This is a genomic window from Micromonospora sp. C28SCA-DRY-2, assembly GCF_030519475.1.
In the GTDB taxonomy this organism is placed as follows: domain Bacteria; phylum Actinomycetota; class Actinomycetes; order Mycobacteriales; family Micromonosporaceae; genus Micromonospora.
This window is the reverse complement of record NZ_JAUMKD010000003.1, coordinates 348,024-366,126: the sequence shown is the minus strand read 5'-3', so window position 1 is coordinate 366,126 and position 18,103 is coordinate 348,024. Positions and strand designations below refer to the sequence as shown.

The 18,103-nt window shown below is 76.8% G+C and carries 13 protein-coding genes; 8 read left to right on the top strand and 5 right to left on the bottom strand.

The window, feature by feature from the left end:
• Positions 1–90: 90 nt before the first annotated feature.
• Entirely contained in the window at positions 91–1,419 is a 1,329-nt protein-coding gene (locus tag Q3W71_RS15275) for an AfsR/SARP family transcriptional regulator (RefSeq protein WP_302919982.1), read from the top strand.
• Here Q3W71_RS15275 and Q3W71_RS15270 read toward each other — a convergent pair.
• A complete protein-coding gene (locus Q3W71_RS15270; RefSeq protein WP_302919981.1) occupies positions 1,406–2,887 on the bottom strand; it encodes a S1 family peptidase in 1,482 nt (493 codons plus the stop codon). The two genes, Q3W71_RS15275 and Q3W71_RS15270, sit on opposite strands and share 14 nt — an antisense overlap.
• A 300-nt stretch (positions 2,888–3,187) precedes the next feature.
• Entirely contained in the window at positions 3,188–4,966 is a 1,779-nt protein-coding gene (locus Q3W71_RS15265; RefSeq protein WP_302919980.1) for an ABC transporter ATP-binding protein, read from the bottom strand.
• Positions 4,967–5,039: 73 nt separating this feature from the next.
• Between Q3W71_RS15265 and Q3W71_RS15260 the strand changes: the two genes are divergently transcribed.
• Positions 5,040–5,612, top strand: coding sequence for a TetR/AcrR family transcriptional regulator (locus Q3W71_RS15260; RefSeq protein ID WP_302919979.1), 573 nt, complete (start codon positions 5,040–5,042; stop codon positions 5,610–5,612).
• Positions 5,613–5,696: 84 nt separating this feature from the next.
• On the opposite strand, the gene Q3W71_RS15255 is transcribed toward Q3W71_RS15260, so the two are convergent.
• The 3 genes from Q3W71_RS15255 to Q3W71_RS15245 all read right to left on the bottom strand — a co-directional run bounded on the left by Q3W71_RS15255 (position 5,697) and on the right by Q3W71_RS15245 (position 10,031).
• Positions 5,697–7,166 (bottom strand): GTPase domain-containing protein, encoded by a 1,470-nt coding sequence (locus Q3W71_RS15255; RefSeq protein ID WP_302919978.1) that lies wholly within the window; start codon positions 7,164–7,166, stop codon positions 5,697–5,699.
• Positions 7,163–9,010, bottom strand: a complete 1,848-nt coding sequence (locus tag Q3W71_RS15250; RefSeq protein WP_302919977.1) for a dynamin family protein — start codon at positions 9,008–9,010, stop codon at positions 7,163–7,165. The genes Q3W71_RS15255 and Q3W71_RS15250 overlap by 4 nt, the downstream gene beginning before the upstream one ends.
• 103 nt (positions 9,011–9,113) lie before the next feature.
• A complete protein-coding gene (locus tag Q3W71_RS15245) occupies positions 9,114–10,031 on the bottom strand; it encodes an IniB N-terminal domain-containing protein (RefSeq protein WP_302919976.1) in 918 nt (305 codons plus the stop codon).
• Positions 10,032–10,331: 300 nt separating this feature from the next.
• Here Q3W71_RS15245 and Q3W71_RS15240 point away from each other — a divergent pair, with 300 nt between their 5' ends.
• The 6 genes from Q3W71_RS15240 to Q3W71_RS15215 all read left to right on the top strand — a co-directional run bounded on the left by Q3W71_RS15240 (position 10,332) and on the right by Q3W71_RS15215 (position 18,092).
• Positions 10,332–11,627, top strand: coding sequence for an Hsp70 family protein (locus Q3W71_RS15240; protein WP_302919975.1), 1,296 nt, complete (start codon positions 10,332–10,334; stop codon positions 11,625–11,627).
• Between the two features lie 8 nt (positions 11,628–11,635).
• Positions 11,636–14,170 (top strand): LuxR C-terminal-related transcriptional regulator, encoded by a 2,535-nt coding sequence (locus Q3W71_RS15235; RefSeq protein ID WP_302919974.1) that lies wholly within the window; start codon positions 11,636–11,638, stop codon positions 14,168–14,170.
• Between the two features lie 14 nt (positions 14,171–14,184).
• Positions 14,185–16,506, top strand: coding sequence for a nitrate- and nitrite sensing domain-containing protein (locus tag Q3W71_RS15230; RefSeq protein WP_302919973.1), 2,322 nt, complete (start codon positions 14,185–14,187; stop codon positions 16,504–16,506).
• Positions 16,506–16,952, top strand: a complete 447-nt coding sequence (locus tag Q3W71_RS15225) for a roadblock/LC7 domain-containing protein (RefSeq protein ID WP_302919972.1) — start codon at positions 16,506–16,508, stop codon at positions 16,950–16,952. The genes Q3W71_RS15230 and Q3W71_RS15225 overlap by 1 nt, the downstream gene beginning before the upstream one ends.
• On the top strand, positions 16,930–17,307 hold the full coding sequence (locus Q3W71_RS15220; protein WP_302919971.1) for a DUF742 domain-containing protein: 378 nt from the start codon (positions 16,930–16,932) through the stop codon (positions 17,305–17,307). The genes Q3W71_RS15225 and Q3W71_RS15220 overlap by 23 nt, the downstream gene beginning before the upstream one ends.
• Positions 17,308–17,378: 71 nt before the next feature.
• Positions 17,379–18,092 carry a cellulose binding domain-containing protein gene (locus Q3W71_RS15215; RefSeq protein ID WP_302919970.1) on the top strand — a complete coding sequence of 238 codons (714 nt, stop codon included), beginning with the start codon at positions 17,379–17,381 and terminating at the stop codon, positions 18,090–18,092.
• The last annotated feature ends 11 nt before the right edge of the window (positions 18,093–18,103 follow it).

Genomic DNA, 18,103 nt, shown 5'->3' with positions numbered 1-18,103 from the left:
CGGAAGGCTAGCCATCGGCGGTTAATGATCGGCTGGCGTCGCCACTTACCACAGTGGATGCCTAGAATGCGGCGGTCCTGGGGAGGCCATGTGTCACGCGATGTCGTCGATCTGCACCTGCTCGGTCCCGTCGCGGCGAGCCGCGACGGGACCGGCGTACCGCTGGGGCCGCCCAAGCAGCGGGCGGTGCTGGCCGCGCTGGCGCTGGAGCCCGGCCGCCTGGTGCCGACCAACGACCTGGTCGACGCGGTCTGGGGCGACCGGCCGCCGGCCGCGGCCCGCAAGGCCGTCCAGGTGTACGTCTCGCAGCTGCGCCGCGCGCTGCCCACCGCCGGGCTGCGCGGCTGCCCGCCGGGGTACGTGCTCGACCTCGATCCGGAGCGTGTCGACGTGCACCGGTTCCGCCGGCTCGTCACCGCCGCCGAGCAGGCCGGCGGCGCGGCCGCCCGCGACCTGCTCGGCGAGGCGTTGGCGCTGTGGCGGGGCGGCGTCCCGCTGGCCGGTCTGGGGGAGGACGCCCCGCTGGCGCGGGCCCTGGCCCCGGTCCTGGTCGAGGAGCGGCTGTCGGCGGTGCAGCGGCGGCTGACCCTGGACCTCGACGCCGGCCACCACCGGGAGGTGGTCGGCGAGCTGGTCGCCCTGACCACCGCGCACCCGATCCGGGAGTCGCTGGTCGGCCTGCTGATGCGGGCGCTGGCGGCCGCCGGCCGACCGGCCGAGGCGGTGGCCGCGTACCGGCGGTTCGACCGCCGGCTGCGCCGTGAACTCGGCGCCGGGCCGGGCGAGGAACTGCGGCGGCTCCACCACGCGCTGCGGGACGGCGGCGTCGCGGGCGAGCCGGCGGCCGCCCCGACCATCCCGGCCGCCCCGGCCGCCCCGGCCCCCGAGATCGAGCGCATCGACGACCGGGAGCTGGTGGCCGGCCGGCTCTGGGCGTTGGCCCGCGACGCCCGGGAGGTGCTGACCGTGCACCGGAAGCCGGCCGGCCCCGGTGAACTGGCCCGCTACCTGCGGCGGCTCCGTCGCGGTGACACGCGGTGGCGCACCGTCGTGCACCGCAGCGTGCTGTCGAGGGCCGCGCAGCTGGCGTACTCGCTGCGGCTGCACCGGGCCGGCGACCGGCACCGGGTCACCGACCGGCCGGTGCGGCAGATGGTGATCCTGGACCGGCGGATCGCCGTGGTGCCCGCCGCGGCCGGCGCTGCGGCGGGGGCCCTGGTGATCCGCAACCCGGGCGTCGCGGCCACCCTCGCCGACCTCTTCGAGCACACCTGGGCCGCCGCCGTCGACCTCGAACCGGCCACCCCGGGTGGGGGCGCCGGGACGGCGGGGTGGGGAGGGGACTCCGCCACCCCGCCGTCGGCGGGACCGGTGCGAACGCCGGCGGTGGTCGCACCGGTCCGGATCACGGGTTGGTGATGCCCATCGAGTAGCTGCCCGAGCCGCTGTAGGCGTGCACCTCGAAGCGGTAGTAGCCGGCGGTGCCGGTGTAGCTCAGCGACTCGTCCGGGCCGGCCGTGTACGACCCGGCCACGTCCGCCCAGCTGGAGCCGTTCCACTTCTGCAGGTAGAGGTCGAAGTCGACCCCGGCCGGCCCGTCGAGGCAGCCGCGGTGGGTGCCGGAGACCGACGAGTAGTAGTAGCTGCCGTTCGGCTGGTACCGGCTCTGGCCCGCCGAGATCGAACCGGTGTAGGTGGCCTCGTAGCCGCTGCACCCGGTGGGCGGCGGCGGCTCACCACCACCGCTGGTACGCAGCGTCAGCCCGTACGCGGAGAGGATCTCGTTGACCGGCTGGAAGTAGGTCGTCCCGCCGGAGGTGCAGTTGCCGGAGCCACCGGAGGTGACGCCCTGCGCCTGCTGGCCGGAGAGCCACGAGCCACCCGAGTCGCCGGGCTCCGCGCAGGCGTTGGTGCGGGTCAGGCCACTGACCGAACCCTCGGCGTAGTTGACCGTCTGGTTCTTGGCCTGGATCGAGCCGCACCGCCAGCCGGTGGTGGAGCCGGAGCGGCAGATCGCCGCGCCGACCGCCGCCTCGGTGGAGCCGGCCACGGTGACGTTGCCGCCGGAGTAGTTGTTCACCCACGGCTGCGGCGTCCAGTTGGAGTTGGTCTGCACCCAGGCGTAGTCGTTGCCCGGGAAGGACGACCCGCGGAAGGTGCCCTGCGAGACCTGGTTGTAGCCCTGGGTGGCGGTGCCGACCGTGCCGCAGTGGCCGGCGGTGACGAACCCGCCGGTGACCGAGAAGCCGACCGAGCAGCGCCCGCCCATGTAGTAGGCGTCGCCGCCGCGCACGTCGTAGTAGGTGCGCGGCGCCTCGGTGGTGGCCGTCACCCGGACGGCGGCGGCGTCCACCCGGCTGGCCCGCACGAACGCGGCGGCGGCGCGGGTGTCCCGGGCGAGCACCACCACGGTGTTGGTGGCGACGTCGACGTACCAGCCGGGGATCGCGGCGGCGGGCGCCTTCGCGGCGTGCCGGTCCAGGGTCGACTTGATCCGGTCGAGGTCCGCGCCGCTGCGCTCGACCAGCTTCGGCTGCGCGCCGGCGGCCCGGACCCGGTCCGCCGCGGCCGGGCTGGTGACCGCCACGACCAGCGCGTCGGCGGTCAGCCAGCCACCGGCGTACGCGGCGCCGAGCGACCGGCGCAGCGCGGCGTCCGTACGGCTGCCTTTCTCGTCCCGGGCGATGCGGGTGCGGGCCTGCTGGGCGGTCAGGCCGAGGTCGCGCTGCATCGCGGCGAACATCTCCGACGACGCCGCGGCGGGCGGCGCCGCCGCGCTGGTGGCGGGGACGTCCGACGGTGTGGCGGCGGCCGGCGCCGCCGCGATGGTGAGGGCGCCGGCGGGCAGCAGGATCGCTGCTGCCGCGGCGGCGAGGCTTCGTCTCATCCGTGGCCTCCTTGAGGGCGGCCGCGGCGCTGGTTCGTGGGGGTTGCGCCGCGGACGGGAGCGGGTCCCGGTGCCCGCCGCGGCCCGCCCGGCGCGAGTGGTGGGCGGCGCGGCTGGTCCCGGGCGACCCGCCGGCCCGGCCGTGCCGTAGCCGCTGGTCACCCTCGGCCCCGACGCCGGCCCGATCGAACGGGTCAGCGTCAACCTACGCGGATACGATCGAGATAGCTCTATATCATCTGACTCATATCACCAGGTGACGCGGCCGGGCCCGCCCCGGAGGTGTCCGGCGGGCGCGGATTACCGCACCGTCACCGGGTCGTCGCGCCGCTCGGCCGCGATGCGCAGCGCCTCGACCAGCCGGCGGTAGAGGTCGTCGCCGGCCAGCAACTCGGCGTGGGTGCCCTGGGCCCGGATCCGGCCGTCGGCCAGCACGACGATCCGGTCGGCGTCGAGCACGGTGGAGAGCCGGTGCGCGATGGTGACCACCGCGCCGGTCGCGGCCCGTTGCCGGACGCACTCGTGCAGCGCCGCCTCGGTCAGTCCGTCGACCTGCGCGGTCGCCTCGTCCAGCAGCAGCACGTCGGGGGTGCGCAGCATGGCCCGGGCCAGGGCGATGCGTTGGCGCTGCCCGCCGGACACCTCGGTGGAGGCCAGCGAGGTGTCCAGGCCGTCGGGGAGCGAGTCGACCTTCTCGTCCAGCCGCACCGCGCGCAGCACCTCCCGGATCTCGGCCTCGGTGGCGTCCGGGTGGGTGAACCGCAGGTTGTCGCGGATGGTGCCGGGCACCACCGGCGTCTCCTGCTCCACGTACGCCAGCCGGGCGCGCACCTCGTCGTGGCTGTAGCTGGCGTACGGGCGGCCGTCCAGCAGCAACTGGCCGTGCTCGGGTTCGAGGAACCGCAGGATCAGCGAGAAGAGGGTGGTCTTGCCGGCGCCGGACGGGCCGACGATCGCGGTGTGCCCGCGGCGCGGGATGACCAGGTCGATGCCCCGTACCGCCGGCGGCGCGTCCGGACCGTACCGGGCGGTGACGTCCTGGAAGACCAGCACCGGCTGTTCCGGGTCGGCCACCGCCGGCCGGGTCGCGGCGGTGGGCGGGGTCTCCGGCTCGGTCTCGATCGCCTCGATTTCCCGGATCCGCCCGGCCGCCGCCACGCCGGCCTGCAGGGCGGTGGTGTTCTGGGTCAGCTCGCTGATCGGCCCCATCAGCTGGAACGCGTACAGCAGGAAGGCGATCAGGCTGGAGATCTCCAGCAGGTCGCGCTGCGCCCGCCAGGCGCCGATGCCGAGGATGGCGATGACCGCCAGCTGGATGCCGGTCCACGCGATCGTCCAGACCGAGGCGGTCACCCGGGCCGACCGTACGCTGTGCGCCGCGGCCTGGCGGGCGTCGGCGACCACGCGCTCGCCCAGCCGGGCCTCGGCGCGGCTGGCCTTGACCGTGCGGATCGCCCGCAGCGCGCCCTCCAGCGCCCCGCCGAGCTGCCCCATCGACTCCTGCGCCGCGGCCTCCGCCGCCGCGATCCGGGGCATCAACACGCCCATCACCGCCGCGACCACGAGCACGGCCACGACGGTGCAGCCCAGCAGGAACAGGTCCAGCACCCCCATCAGCACCAGCGTGCCGAGCAGCGCGATGCCGGCGTTGACCAGGCCGACGATGCTGCCGGACGCCTCGCGCAGCAGGTGCGTGTCGGAGGTGACCCGGGTGACCAGCTCCCCGGTGGGCCGGCGTTGCAGGTCGCCGACCCGGGCCCGGAAGTAGCGCCGGACGAGCGCGGTCCGCGCGTCCAGCACGATGTGCTCGGCCAGCGTGCCGAGCAACCGCCACTGGCAGAGCGTGATCGCCGCGCCGACGACGACGAGGGCCAGCAGGACGCCGATCGGCCGGACCATCGACTGGCCGGCGCCGAGGGTGTCGAGGACCCACTTGGTGACCATCGGCGTGGCCAGCCCGGCCGCGTTCGCGGCGAGGCCCAGCACCAGACCGAGGAGCATCGTCCGCCGGTGCGGGGCGAGGAACGACGCCAGTGTGCGGAGTCGGGGGAGGGCGGCTTCGGAGCTGGAAGGAGCCATGACCTGAATGGAACAGCCATGTTCCACTACAGTCAAGCTGTATTCCGAACTGGGCTGTTGCTATCCTCTCGGCGTGACCGAGGTGCAGGTGTCCGGCAGCCGGGCGCGGACCCGCCAGGCGATCGTCGACGCGGCGATCGAGGTGCTGGGGCGCAACCCGGCCGCCTCGCTGGGCGACATCGCCACCGCCGCCGAGGTGGGGCGCACCACCCTGCACCGCTACTTCGCCGAACGCTCCGACCTGCTGGCCGCGGTGGGCGCCGAGGCCGTCACCCGGCTGGGCCGCGCCACCGCCCAGGCCCGGATCGGCGAGGGCACCGGCGCCTCGGCGCTGCGCCGGCTCTGCCAGGAGTACTTCGACCTGGGCAACCTGCTCTCGCTCATGTTCACCGAGCCGGGGCTCTGCGTCGACCCGGCGGCCGGCGGGTCCGAGGGGTGCGACCCGGAGTTCGCCGCGATGGTCGAGCGCGGCCACGCCGACGGCACCATCGACCCGGAGCTGCCGGCGGACTGGTTGCAGAGCCTGGTCTGGTCCCAGCTCTACGCGGGCTGGGCCTACCTGGCCGAGACCGGCGCCTCCCGGCACGAGGTGCTGCGCCTGATCCTGCGCACCGTCGACGGCGCGATCGCGGTCCGCCCGACCTGACCGACCGGCGCGCGCCCGCGCTGACCATGCGGCGGGCGGTCCGTGCGGTGGGCGGCCGGCCGGCGGGTCGTCCGCGCTGACCGGTCAGCGCCCGCCCTCGGCCAGCTCCGCGAGCATCCCCTCGCAGCTGCGGACCACGACCTCCGCGCCCCGCCGCTGGGCCAGCCGCAACACCGGATCCTCCGCGCGCTCCCGCCAGCGCCACTGCGCGTCGGCGGCGACCTCCCACAGCCGCTGCACCGTCGCGTCGTGCTCGACGCCGAGCCGGGCGGCCAACCCGACCCCGTCACCGCCGACCAGCCGCCGCGCCTCCGCGGCCAGGTCGGCGTCGAAGCCGAGCCGGGTGTCCCGCAGCGCGGCGAGCAGGCGCAGCTCCTGGAACTCGTGCGCGCCGGCGAGGATCTGCTCGACAGTGCCGAGCAGTTCCGCGCCGCCCGGGCCCGGCTCGGCCCGTAGCACCGCCTCCACGGCGGCCAGCGCCGAGCGCGCCTTGAGGGTGTCCCGCCGGTCGACGAAGAACCGGTGCACCGACTCGCGCAGCTCGGTCAGGCCGCTGCGCCGGATCAGCTCCGCGCAGAGCGCCACCCGGCTGTCGCAACCCGTCCGCACCAGGGTGGTGGCCAGCCGGACCCCGAACAGGCCCAGCCGCTCCAGCAGCGTGGCGCGCACCTCGGCGTCCAGCGCCACCGGCAGCTCGCCGCGCAGGAAACGGTCGGCGGAGAGCAGGTACGCCTCCAGCTCCGGGCGGGGCACCCGGGCCAGCTGGGCCAGCGCCGCGTAGTCGGACTCGCTGAGCACCCGGCCGGCCAGGCCGAGCAGCCCGCTGCACGCCACCACGTTCAGGCAGACCGCGTCGACCCGCGGGTCGCGCTGCTGCCGGCGGGCGACCTGCCGGGCGGTGAGCAGGGCGTCGATCCGCCCGCCGCCGATCTCGTCCGCCCGGGACAGCACCAGCACCACCGGCATCGGGGCGGCCTGCCCGACCGCGCTCTCCCGGACCGACTCCAGCAGCCGCAGGTCGCTGCCCCGACCGTCCCGGGTCAGGTAGAGCAGGGCGTCCGCGTCGCGCAGCACCCGGTCCAGTACCGGCGACCGGCCGTGCTCGTCCGGGCCGGTCACCGGGGGCGTGTCGATCAGCGTGATCTGCCGCAGCGCCCGGGTGGGCCACCGCACCACGATGTCGCGCAGCTCGCCGGCCCGCCAGCCGACCAGGTCCACCCGCATCCCGGTCGCCGACTTGGCCACCGCGAGCTGCTGGGGCGGGTGGCTGGTCGAGTAGGCGGTCGCCGCCGGCTGCGCGCCGTCCTCGTACCAGGTGAAGACGCCGCTGCCGTCGGTCCCCTCGACCGGCGCGACCTCCTCGCCCATCAGCGCGTTCAACACCGTCGACCGGCCGGAGCGCCACGGACCGGCGATCGCGATGCGCAGCGGCTGCTCCAGCCGGGCCAACTGGCGGCGCAGGTGCGCGGTGGCCCGGGGATCGTCCCGGTAACACTCCAGGGCCCGGTGCAGCAGCCCCCAGACCGCCTCGTCCAGCCGCAGGCCGACGGTCATGCCCGGGGCTCCAGGGTGGCCGCCGCGGGCCGGGCGCCGGTCAACTGCTGCGCCTGCTCGTAGAGCGCGGCCAGCCGGGTCATGGTCAGCCGGATCTCGCGCTGGCGCTGGTCGCGCGCCGCCGCGTCGGTGTCCGCGGCCTGCTTGGCGGTACGCAGCGACGCGACGATGGCCTCCTGTAACTCCTCGGTCAGCGCGGTGAAGTGGTCCCGCAGCATCCGCTGCACCTGCCGGGTGGCGTCCCGGCACTCCTTGGTCATCCGGACGAAGAAGTCGTCGACGTGCCGCTGGATCGCCGTCTTGACGGTCGCCTGGCGGCGGCGCAGCAGCTGCCGGCCCTCGTCCCGGATGCTCTTGCCGCCGAACAGCGCGCCGGCGCCGATCGACACCGGGTTGATCATCGGCATCCCGGCCAGCGTCATCGCCAGGCCGAACATGAGCAGGCCGCCGTACGAGCCCTTCATGCCGGTGAACACCTTCTGCCCCGCGGTGAACCGGTCGATGCTCGGCCGTTCCATGCTCGGCAGCCGGTCGCCGAGGTCGTCGGGCACCGCCATCGACCACGGCGGCAGCACGTCGTAGCCGTACCGGGCGAAGTTGCCGGCCACCCGCCGGGCGGCGAAGTCGCAGCGCTGCACCAGCCACTCGTGGTTGGCCTCGGCCGCCTCGACCAGGCTCTGCCGCAGCCACTCCTCGAAGGTGTCCCAGGCGACAAGGGGGTCGGCGGTGTCGAACGCGTCGTCGACCATCCGCAGGATCTCCCGGGTGCGGTCGCGCAGGTCGTACTCGATGTCGGAGAGCAGGTCGGCCATCTCGTCGGCGAGCGTGTTCTGCCACCGGGTGGCACACCGGCGCAGCTCGTCGGCCTCCCGCTGGGCGGCGTGCAGCCGGGACATCGGGCCGGTCTCCCGCTCGGCCTGCTGGCTGGCCAGTTCGGCGCGCAGCGGCGCGGCGAGCTGCTCCACCACCGTGCGGGCCACCAGGCTCACCGACGCCCGGGCCAGCACGTCGCCCTTGCCGGCCAGGTCGCGCTGGAGCCGGGCGATCAGCACCGGAAAGCCCGACTCGGCGTTGAGGTCGCGGTCGTCGGCGGCCGCGGCACGCAGCCGCAGCGCCGCCGACACGCAGATCAGCGCCGCCGGCACGCCGGCCTCGGCGAGGTGCCTGCGGTTGCGCTCGGCCACCGCCCGCCAGTCCGGCGCCAGGTCGGTCTTGGTCTGCACCACCAGCACGTTGGGATGCGACCGGGTGAGGTGCAGCAGCACGTTCAGCTCGGCGACGGAGAGTTCCCGGGTCGAGTCGGAGACCAGCAGCACGGTGTCCGCGCGGTTCAGCGCGGCGGCCGGCGCGGCCGCGCCGAGCGCGGCCACCTCGTCGGCGCCCGGGGTGTCGACCAGCACCAGGCCCGCGCCGAGCAGGGCGCGGGGGAGTCCGATCTCGACGTACGCCGGCCCGCCACCGGCCCGGCGCAGGGTGCCGGCCACCCCGGCGGGGATCTGGTCCAGCGGGACCGCCGTCCGCTCCACGGTCCCGGTGCCGCCGCCGGGCCGACCCGGAGTGGACGGTGGAGCCTGGACCACCGCGGCGGCGGCCACCGCGGCGTGCCGCACCACGGTGGGCAGCAGGGTGGTGCGGCCGTCGCCGACCGGGCAGACCGGGGCGTTGACGATCGCGTTGACCAGCTGGCTCTTGCCCTGGTTCGGCTCGCCGAGCACCAGCACCCGCAGCGTCGGATCCAGCAGCTGGGCGCGCTTGTCCCGGACCGTCTGGAGCAGGTCGCCGCGCCCGTGCTCCCGGCACGTACGGGCGATCTCGTCGAGCACGTCCAGCCAGATCCCCGCCATCACCGCACCAAGTGTGCGGATTTCATGGCAATTATCAAGAGGGGTCCGGGAAAAGGCCGGACCGCCCAGGGCGGTCCGGCCTTTTCGCTCCCACCGGTTCCGGTCAGAGCAGTCCGTCGGTGACCCCGAGCAGGCCGCCGCCGGCCGACGCCGAAGCGTCGCCGTGGACCCCGGCGTCGCCGGTGACACCGCCGGTCACGCCGCCGGTCACGCCGCCGGTCACGCCGCCCACCGTGCCGGTGACCCCACCGAGCAGGCCGTCGACCTGGCCGGTGACGCCGTCCACGGTGGAGGGGACGTCGATCGGCGGGACGACGCCGCCCTGCCCGGTGCCGATGCCGAGGCCGCCGAGGGTGTCGTCGACGCCGAGGCCGTCGACGAGGCCGTCGACCTGGCCCTGGGTGTTGCCGAGGGTGCCGCCGAGGAGGCCGTCGCCGCCGAGCAGGCCGGTGCCGAGCAGGCCGGTGTCGCCGCCGTCGAGGGGGGCGGTGGGGTTGCCGAGGGTGGTGGTGAGGTCGGCGACGGCGGGGTCGGCGGTGGTGTCGACGGCGCCGATGACGTCGGCGTCGAGGGTGTGGGCGAGGTCGTGGGCGCCGGTGAGGTCGGTGCTGAGGCCGCCGGGGCCGATGCCGAGGCCGATGCCGGGCAGGACGGTGGCGCCGATGCCGACGGCGGTGGGGTCGACGGCGATGGCGCCGAGGACGCCGGCTTTGACGTCGAGGCCGTTGTCGCCGGTGGTGAGGCTGAGCTGGTGGGTGACGTTCTGGAGTTGGCCGACGACGTCGGTGGTGTCGGTCAGCAGGGGGTCGACGCCGAGTTGTCCGGTGGGGCCGGTCGGGGTGAGGCCGTGGACCGGGGCGTAGTCGACCACGAGGGGCACGACGTCCTGCACGTCGGCGGCGGTGATGTCGTGCAGACCGGCGGCCCGCAACGCGCCCTCCGGGTCGAGGTCGAACGCCGACCGCGCGTCGGGGTCGGTGAGCAGGTTGAGGACGAAGTCGTGCAGGGTCTGGTGCGGCATGGTGCCAGTTCTCCTCGGTTGGCGTCGGTGACCGTCGATCGTCGACAGCGACCGTACGGCCGGGGGCGGCGCCGGGCATCGGGGAACGCCCCGCAACCCGCCCCGCCGGATTAGGGTGTCCACCCCCTCGTCCGTTAGGGGGACTGGGGGACTCGGGCCGGCCAGAGTTAGGGTCCCGATCCGGGAGTGATCTCTGGTACGAACGTAGGAGCCCACGGGGGTTTCGCCGGGGGTGGTCGCCGCCGGGTGCCGACACCCGTCGCCACCGGCCGGCCGACTCGCGGTGAGGGAAGAAAGCGGATGCCGTACGTCCTGGGGATAGACATCGGAAGCACCACCACCGTGGCCAGTGTGGCCCGGCGCCGGGGGGAGACCTGGAGCCGACCCGAGGCGGTCACGCTGGATGACGGTTCGGTGACCGTACCGTCAGTGCTACGGCTGTCGGCGGACGGCATGTTCCTGGTCGGCGAGCCGACCGACGCCGAGCCCGGCCGCACCGCCCGCGGCTTCGTCCGCCGGGTCGGCGACGACGTTCCGCTGCTGCTCGCCGGCGAGCCGTGCTCCCCGCAGACGCTGACCGCCGCGCTGGCGACCTGGGTGGTGCAGCGCGTCCACGACCAGGAGGGCGAGCCGGCCGAGGCCGTCGTGCTCAGCCACCCCGCCGGCTGGGGCGGGCACCGGCGTGACCTGCTGCGAGCCGCCCTGCGGGAGTTCGGGCTGGCCGGGGTGACCCTGCTGCCCCGGACGGTCACCGTGGCCGAGAGCCACGCCGCCCGTGGCTTCCCGGGCGGCTCGGCGGCCGTGTACGCGCTCGGCGGCACCACCTTCGAGGCGGCCCTGGTGCGGCGCACCCCGCGCGGCACCTACCAGACGTTCGGTCTCCCGCAGGGGCTCGACCGGCTCGGCGGAGCCGACTTCGACGAGGCGCTGGCCGACCACGTCCGCGCCGTGCTGGCCCGGGAACTGGGCGCCGCCGGGCGGCGCACGGCGGACGCCGTGCTGCGCGGCCTGCTGCCGCAGTGCGAGCGGGCCAAGCGCGAGCTGACCGTGGACGCCGAGACCGACGTGCTGCTGACCCTGCCGACCGGCCCCGCCCGGGTGCCGGTCAGCCGGACCGGGTTCGAGGAGCTGATCCGGCCGGCCGTCCAGGCCACCGTCGACCTGCTGGTCCGGACCGTCCACTCCGCCGGGTTGCGCCCGGCGCAGCTCGACGGCGTCCTGCTCGCCGGCGGGTCCACCCGGATCCCGCTGGTCGCCGAACTGCTCGCCGCGGCCTTCCCGGTGCCGGTCGAGGTGGAGCCCCATCCGCAGCTGACCGCCGCCACCGGGGCGGCGCTGGCCGCCTGCCAGGTGGTCGCGCCGCGCCCGCCGCGGCGGGTGCCGGAGCCCCGCCCGGCCGCCGGGCCGCGCCGTGCCGAGGCCCCGGTCAGCGGCGCGGGCCGAGAAGCCCCCCTGCCGGCCCGGCGACGACCCGACCTGGACGGGCCGGTGCCCGACCAGCCACCACCCCGGCCGCCGGTCCGGATCACCCCACTGGAACTGCCGAGGGCGTCCCGCCGCCTGGCGCTCGCGCGCGGGCGGGGACGCGAAGGATGACCATGATCATGAGTAGCGTCGCCGGGTCCCGCCTGGTGCTGGACCCGGGGCCGCGAGCCCTGCTCGACGCCGTCGGGCGCGACCCGGACGCGCCGCTCACGCTCGGCGTGACCGGGCCGGGCGGGCACGGCCGCAGCGCGTACCTGCAGGAGCTGGGCCGGATCTACCGGCAGGCCGGGGCGACCGTGGTGGAGGGCGCGCCGGCCACCGCCGAGGCGGTCGACCCGGACGCGGTGCTGCTGGTCGACGACGCGCACCTGCTCGACGACGCCCGGCTGCGCGCGCTGCACGCCCTGGTGGTCGCCCGCCGGCACCGGCTGGCCGTCGGCTACCGGCCGTGGCCCCGGTCGGCGGCGCTGGTCGAGCTGGCCGACGCACTGCGCCGGGACGGGCAGCTGGTCCTGCTCACCCCGTTCGCCCGGGAGCAGACCGCCGCCTACCTCGCCGCCGCCGACCTCGGCCGCCGCCCCGACCTGGTCGACTTCGTGCACACCCAGGCCGCCGGCGTGCCGCGGGACGTCGAGCGGCTGGCCCGTGGGCTGCGCGGGCAGGGCGGTGCGGTGCCCGCCGAGCCGTCCCGGCAGGTGGTGCTGGAGTTCGCCCCCGAGCTGGAGGAGTTGGCGCCGGACGTACGCCGGCTGCTGCTCGCCGTCGCCGCCGGGGTGCCGCTGCCGGTCGACCTGCTCGGTCCGCTGCTCGGGCGTACCCCCGAGGAGGTGGACGAGCTGGTCGCCGCGACCCGGGCGGCCGGCCTGCTCGGCGCGGACGGCCGGCTCGCGCCGATCGTGCGCCGGGCGGTGGCCGCGCTGAGCCCGGCCACCGACCGCACGGCGGTGTGGCGCCGGCTCACCGAGGTGCAACTGGCCCGCGGCGGGCCGGTGCTCCCGCTGGTCCGCTCGCTGCTCGCGGCCGGCGTGGCCGCCGAGTGCCCGGCCCCGACGCTGGCGGCCGCGGCCGAGGAGGCGCTGGCCGGGGAGCCGGCGCTGGCCGCGGAGCTGTTCGCCGCCGCCGCGGCCGCCGGTCGGCCGGCGGCCGTCCGGCAGGCGGTCGCCGCCGCGCTCGCCGGCGACCTGGACGCCGCCCTGCGGCTGGCCGACCGGCTGCTGGACACCGCCCCGCCGGCCGACCGCGCCGAGGCGGCGGCGGTCGCCGCCACGGCGCTCGCGCACCGGGGCCAGCTCGGCCGCAGCGTGGAGCTGTACCGCTGGTCGGGCAGCGCCTCGGCGCGCGCCTTCGCGGCCGTCGGTGTGCTCGCCGCCGGTCACCGGGTCGACCGCCCGGACAGCGCCGGACCGGTCCCCGACGGGCCGCCCACCCTGCACGCCAGCGCGGCCCGGCTGATGGCCGACGGGATCGCCGCCAGCGTCGACGGCCCGCCGACCGTCGCGCTCTCCACCCTGGTGCAGGCGGCCGCGCTGCTCGAACCGGCCGGCCGGGCGGTGCTGCTGCCGGACAGCCCGGCCGCGCTCGCCGCGCTGACCGCCCTGCACTGCGGCGAGCTGGAGATCGGCGAACGGGTGCTCGACCGGGCCCTGGCCAGCGGCACCGGCGGGCCGTTGCTGGCCCGGCGGCACCGGCTGCTGCAGGCCTGGATCGCGATGGTCCGCGGCCGTACGGTGCTCGCCGCCGACCGGCTCGCGTCGGTGACCGGCGGCCGGCCGCTGGAGTCGCGGGACCTGCTCTTCGCCACCGCGCTGGAGCTGGGCATCGCCCGCCGCAACAGCGACCTCGGCGCCCTCCAGCGCGGCTGGGGGCACGCGCTGGAGGCGCTGGTCCGGCACCCGGTCGACCTGTTCACCCTGCTGCCCCTCGGCGAGCTGGCCATCGCCGGCGCGCGCCTGGGCGACCTGGGCCGCCTGGCGCCGTACCTGCGCGAGGCCCGGCTGCTGCTGGCCCGGCTCGGCGACCCGCCACTGTGGAGCGCCCCGCTGCATTGGAGCGGGCTGCACGCGGCGATCCTCACCGAGGAGCCGGCGGCCGCCGACGACCACGTGGCCGCGTTGCTCGCCGCCGCCGGCCACAGCCGGTACGCCGCGGTGGTCGCCGCCGCGGCGGCGAGCTGGGTGGAGGTGCTGCGCGGCGTCGTCGACCCGGTGCGGGTGGAGGCGGCCGCCCGCGGGCTGCACGACGCCGGCCTGTGCTGGGACGGCGCGCGGCTCGCCGGGCAGGCGGCGATCCGCACCTCGGACCGGCGGGCGATGACCGCGCTGCTGGACTGCGCCCGGATGTTGCAGGGGCGGTCGGCCGGCGCCAAGGGCGGCCCGCGGGCCGAGGACGCCGAGGCCATCGCCAGCCCCGCGCCGCACCGGCTCAGCGACCGGGAACGCGAGGTCGGTGAACTGGTGGTGGCCGGCCTGACCTATCGCGAGATCGGTGACCGGCTGTTCATCTCCGCCAAGACGGTCGAGCACCACGTGGCCCGGATGCGCTCCCGGCTCAACTGCGCCAACCGCGCCGAACTGCTCGCGCTGCTGCGGACGCTGCTGGCCGACCGCTCGACCGGCGCGTCCGGCCGGCCGTGGCCGGAGAGGCCGGCCCCGTGAACCACACCGACGCCATGAACGCCGTGGGCCGCGCCGACGCCGTGGGCCGCGCCGACGCGGTGGGCCGCGCCGACGCGGTGGGCCGCGCCGACGCCGTGAGCCGCGCCGACGCGGTGGCCCGGCCGGCCGATCCCCGGATCCGCCGGCAGCTCGTCGCGCTCGCCGCCGTGCTCCTCGCCCTCTGGTCGTACGCCGCCTACCTGACCGGCCGGGACGCCGCCGACCTGGTGCGGGTGCGGGCGCTCGCGGAGACCTTCGGGCAGCCCACCGACCGGCTGATCCTCGACCTGCAGGTGGAGCGCCGGCTCAGCGCGGCGGCGATCGCCGGGGACGACCGGGCCCGCGCCGCGCTGGCCGGTGCCCGGGCGGACACGGATCGCTCGGCCGGCGCCCTGCGGGCGGCCACCGACGGTCCCGACCTCCGGCTGGTCACCGCCGGAGCCGTCCGGGACCGGGTCGACGACCTGCTCGGGCGACTGGCCGGGCTGGCTGGGCTGCGCGCCGAGGCGGACGTCGGCCGGGCCGCCGCGGTGGCCGGCTACCACGGGCTGATCGACGCCGCCTTCGCCGTCTACGGCCCGGAATGGGGGGCGCGGGAGAGCACCCTGGCCGCCGAGACCCGCGCGGTGATCGGGCTGGCCCGGGCCCGCGAGCTGCTCGCCCGGGAGGACACCCTGGTCAGCGCCGCGCTGACCAACGGCTGGCTGACCGCCGACGACCGGCTCCGGCTGACCGAACTGGTCAGCACGCACCGCTACGTCCGGGCCGAGGCGACCGCCGGACTGCCGGCCGCCGACCGGGACGGCCACCGGGCCCTGGTGGAGGGGCCGGGGTTCACCGCGCTGCTCTCGTTGGAGGATCGGCTGCTGCGCGCCGGCGAGGACGGGCCGGTGCCCACCGGCGAGCAGTGGCGCGCGGCGGTCGACCCGGCCCTGGGCGGGTTGCACCAGCTGGTGACGTCCGCCGCCCGGGGCAGCGTCGAGCGGGCCACTCCGGGTGCGGCGCTGGTGGTCGCGCGGGCCGGCGTGGTGCTGGGCCTCGGCCTGGTCTCGGTGCTCCTCCTGCTGGCCGGCTGGGTCGGCACCGTCCGCCGGCTGACCGCAGCCGCCGGCGATCCCGCGCCGTCCCCACTGGGCGCGCCCACCGGCGTTCCCGCGTCACCACCGGCGGGCCTGTCCGCCGGCGCTCCGCGGCGCCACGACGGTGCCCCGGCCGGGCCGTCGACGGTCGGGCCGGCCGCCCACCGGGCCGGCCCCGCCGCCGCCCCACCGGCCGGGCCGGACACCGCCGAGCTGCGCCTGCCCCCGATGGCGGTCCGGCATGGCGGGCCGGCGGCCGCCCCGGGCGCCGGGCCGGTGCCGGGAGCGGGGGAGCCGGCCCTGCACGAGTTGTTCCTCCGGTTGACCCAGCGCAACCAGGTGCTGCTGCGCGACCAGTTCACCCTGCTGGACGCCCTGGAACGCCGGGAACGTTCGGCCGCCGAGGCCGCCGAGCTGTTCCGGCTCGACCACCTGGCCGCCCGGATCCGGCGCAACGTGGAGAAGGTGGTCACCCTCGCCGGCGGCACGCCTGCCCGCCGCTGGCGACGCCCGGTGCCGCTGCTGGACGTGGCGCGCGGCGCGGTCGCCGAGGTGGCGGACTACCAGCGGGTCCTCGTCGCGGCGCAGTGGCCGTGGACGCTCGCCGGGCCGGCGGTCACCGACCTCGTCCACCTGCTGGCCGAGCTGGTCGAGAACGCCCTGGTCTGCTCGCCGCCCAGCAGCACGGTCCGGGTCGCCGCCGAGGCCGCGGCACGGGGCTGCGCGATCCTGGTCACCGACGACGGGCCGGGGCTGGACGCCACCGCGCTGGCCGAGCTGAACCACCTGCTCGCCGCCCCGCCGCCGGGCGACCCCCCGGCCGGCCGCTCCGGGTTGTACGCTGCCGCCCTGCTCGCCACCCGGCATGGTGTCCGGGTGTCGTTGCGGCCCGGCCCGCGGGGCGGCACCACGGCGCTCGTGTGGCTGCCGGCCGGCCTGGTCGACCCGACCGGACCGGGCGGCGTGCCGAGGGCGGCGGCTGGCCCGCCGGCCGGCGTCGGCGGCGTGCCGACCGGAGTGGACGGCGTGCCGGCCGGGTCGGGTGGCGCGCCGGCCGGCGTGGGTGGCCGGCCCGCCGGACCGGGTGGCAGGCCGGCCGGTGGGCCCGAGCGGGCACCTGCCCGGTCCGGCGGCCGGGGCGACAGTGGCGGACTGCCGGTCCGGGACCGCCGACCCGGGGCGGTGCGGCCCGGGCCGGGCACCGTCGGCTCCGACACGGTCGAGATACCGGTACCCCGAGCACCGAGAGGACGATGATGACGCAATCGTTGGTCAGCGCCGACAGCCTGACCTCCGCCCTGAACGACCTGGTCGACCGGGTGCCCGGCGCCGAGTTCGCGGTGGTGCTGTCCCCGGACGGGCTGCTGCTCGGCGCCTCCCGGGACGTCGACGACGAACTGGCCGCCCAACTGTCCAGCATGATCGCCGGGCTGGAGGCGCTGGGCATGGCGGCCACCCGGGTCTGCGTCGGCGGTGCGCTGCGGCAGGTCGTGGTGCAGATGTCCCGGGCGTTCCTGTTCGTCGCCACCATCCGCAACGGGGCGATCCTCACCGTCCGGATCGGCGGCGACGCCGAGGTCGGCGACATGGCGTACGAGGTGGCGCTCTTCGTGGGACAGGCCGAACGGCACCTGCCGGTGTACCTGGAACCGGCCGCGACAGCGACGAGCGGAGGCCCCGGTGCCAGCGACCGGCGACGCTGACGAGGCGTGGTACGACGACGACGCCGGCCCGATCGTCCGCCCGTACGCGATGACCCGCGGCCGCAGCGCGCCGGACCAGGGACGGTTCGACCTGATCACGCTGGTGGTGACCCGGCCCGCGGCACCCGTCGCCCAGCTCTTCCCGGAGCAGGCGCGGATCGTCGAGCTGTGCCGGCGTCCACTGTCGGTGGCCGAGGTCGGCGCGGAGCTGGACCTGCCGGTGGGCACCGTCCGGGTGCTGCTCGCCGACCTGGCGGACGCCGGGCTGATCGAGACCCACGAGCCGCCGATGCTCTCCGCGTTGCCGACCGAGGCGCTGCTCAAGGACCTGCTCGCCGGGCTTCGCGCGCTGTGACCGGGCCGGGCGGCCCGCCGCCCGGCGGGCGCGGCACGATGTCCGGCGGACGATCTGTAGGGGAGAATTCAATGCCGGCAGCACCGCCGCAGCCACGGCGGACCGTGGCGATCATCGTGCTCGACCGGATCACGGCCGCCGCCGGATCGGTGCGGCGCGTCGCCACCGGGCGGGCTGACGGGCCGACCGTCGCCCGGCTCGCCCTGCTCGCCGCGCTGGCGGTGCTGGTCGCGACGGCGGTCGCCGTCGTCGTGGTGCTGCGCACCCCGGAGCGCCTGGCGCCGGTGGCCCTGGACCCGCCGCCGGCGGTCGCGGTGCCGACCGGTTCACCGGCGGGCGGCGTCGGGGTGCAGGCCGAACCGCCCAGTTCCCGCCCGACGTCGGGGCGCCCGAGCCCGGCCGCCTCCTCGGCCGCCCCGCCGACCAGCGCGTCCCCCGCGGCGCCGCCGGCCACCGGCGCGGCGCTGGGCGCCGAGTTCGCCATCGAGGAGCGCGCCCTGCTCAGCTACGGGGCGGCGGTGACCATCCGCAATCCCGGCCCGGGCCGGGTCACCGACTGGACCCTGGCGGTCACCTTGCCCCGGGAATCCCTGGAGGTCACCTCGGTCAGCGGCGCCCGGGTCACCCGGGACGGCGCGACCTGGACCTTCGTGCCGGACGGCGCCGGCGGGGCGGTGCCCGGCGGCGGTTCGGTGCGGGTCGGCTTCCGGGTGACCGGTTCCCCGGTCAGCGCGCGCCCCACCGCCTGCACCATCGACGGCACGCCCTGCGCCGGCCTCGACTGAGCCGCCGGGCC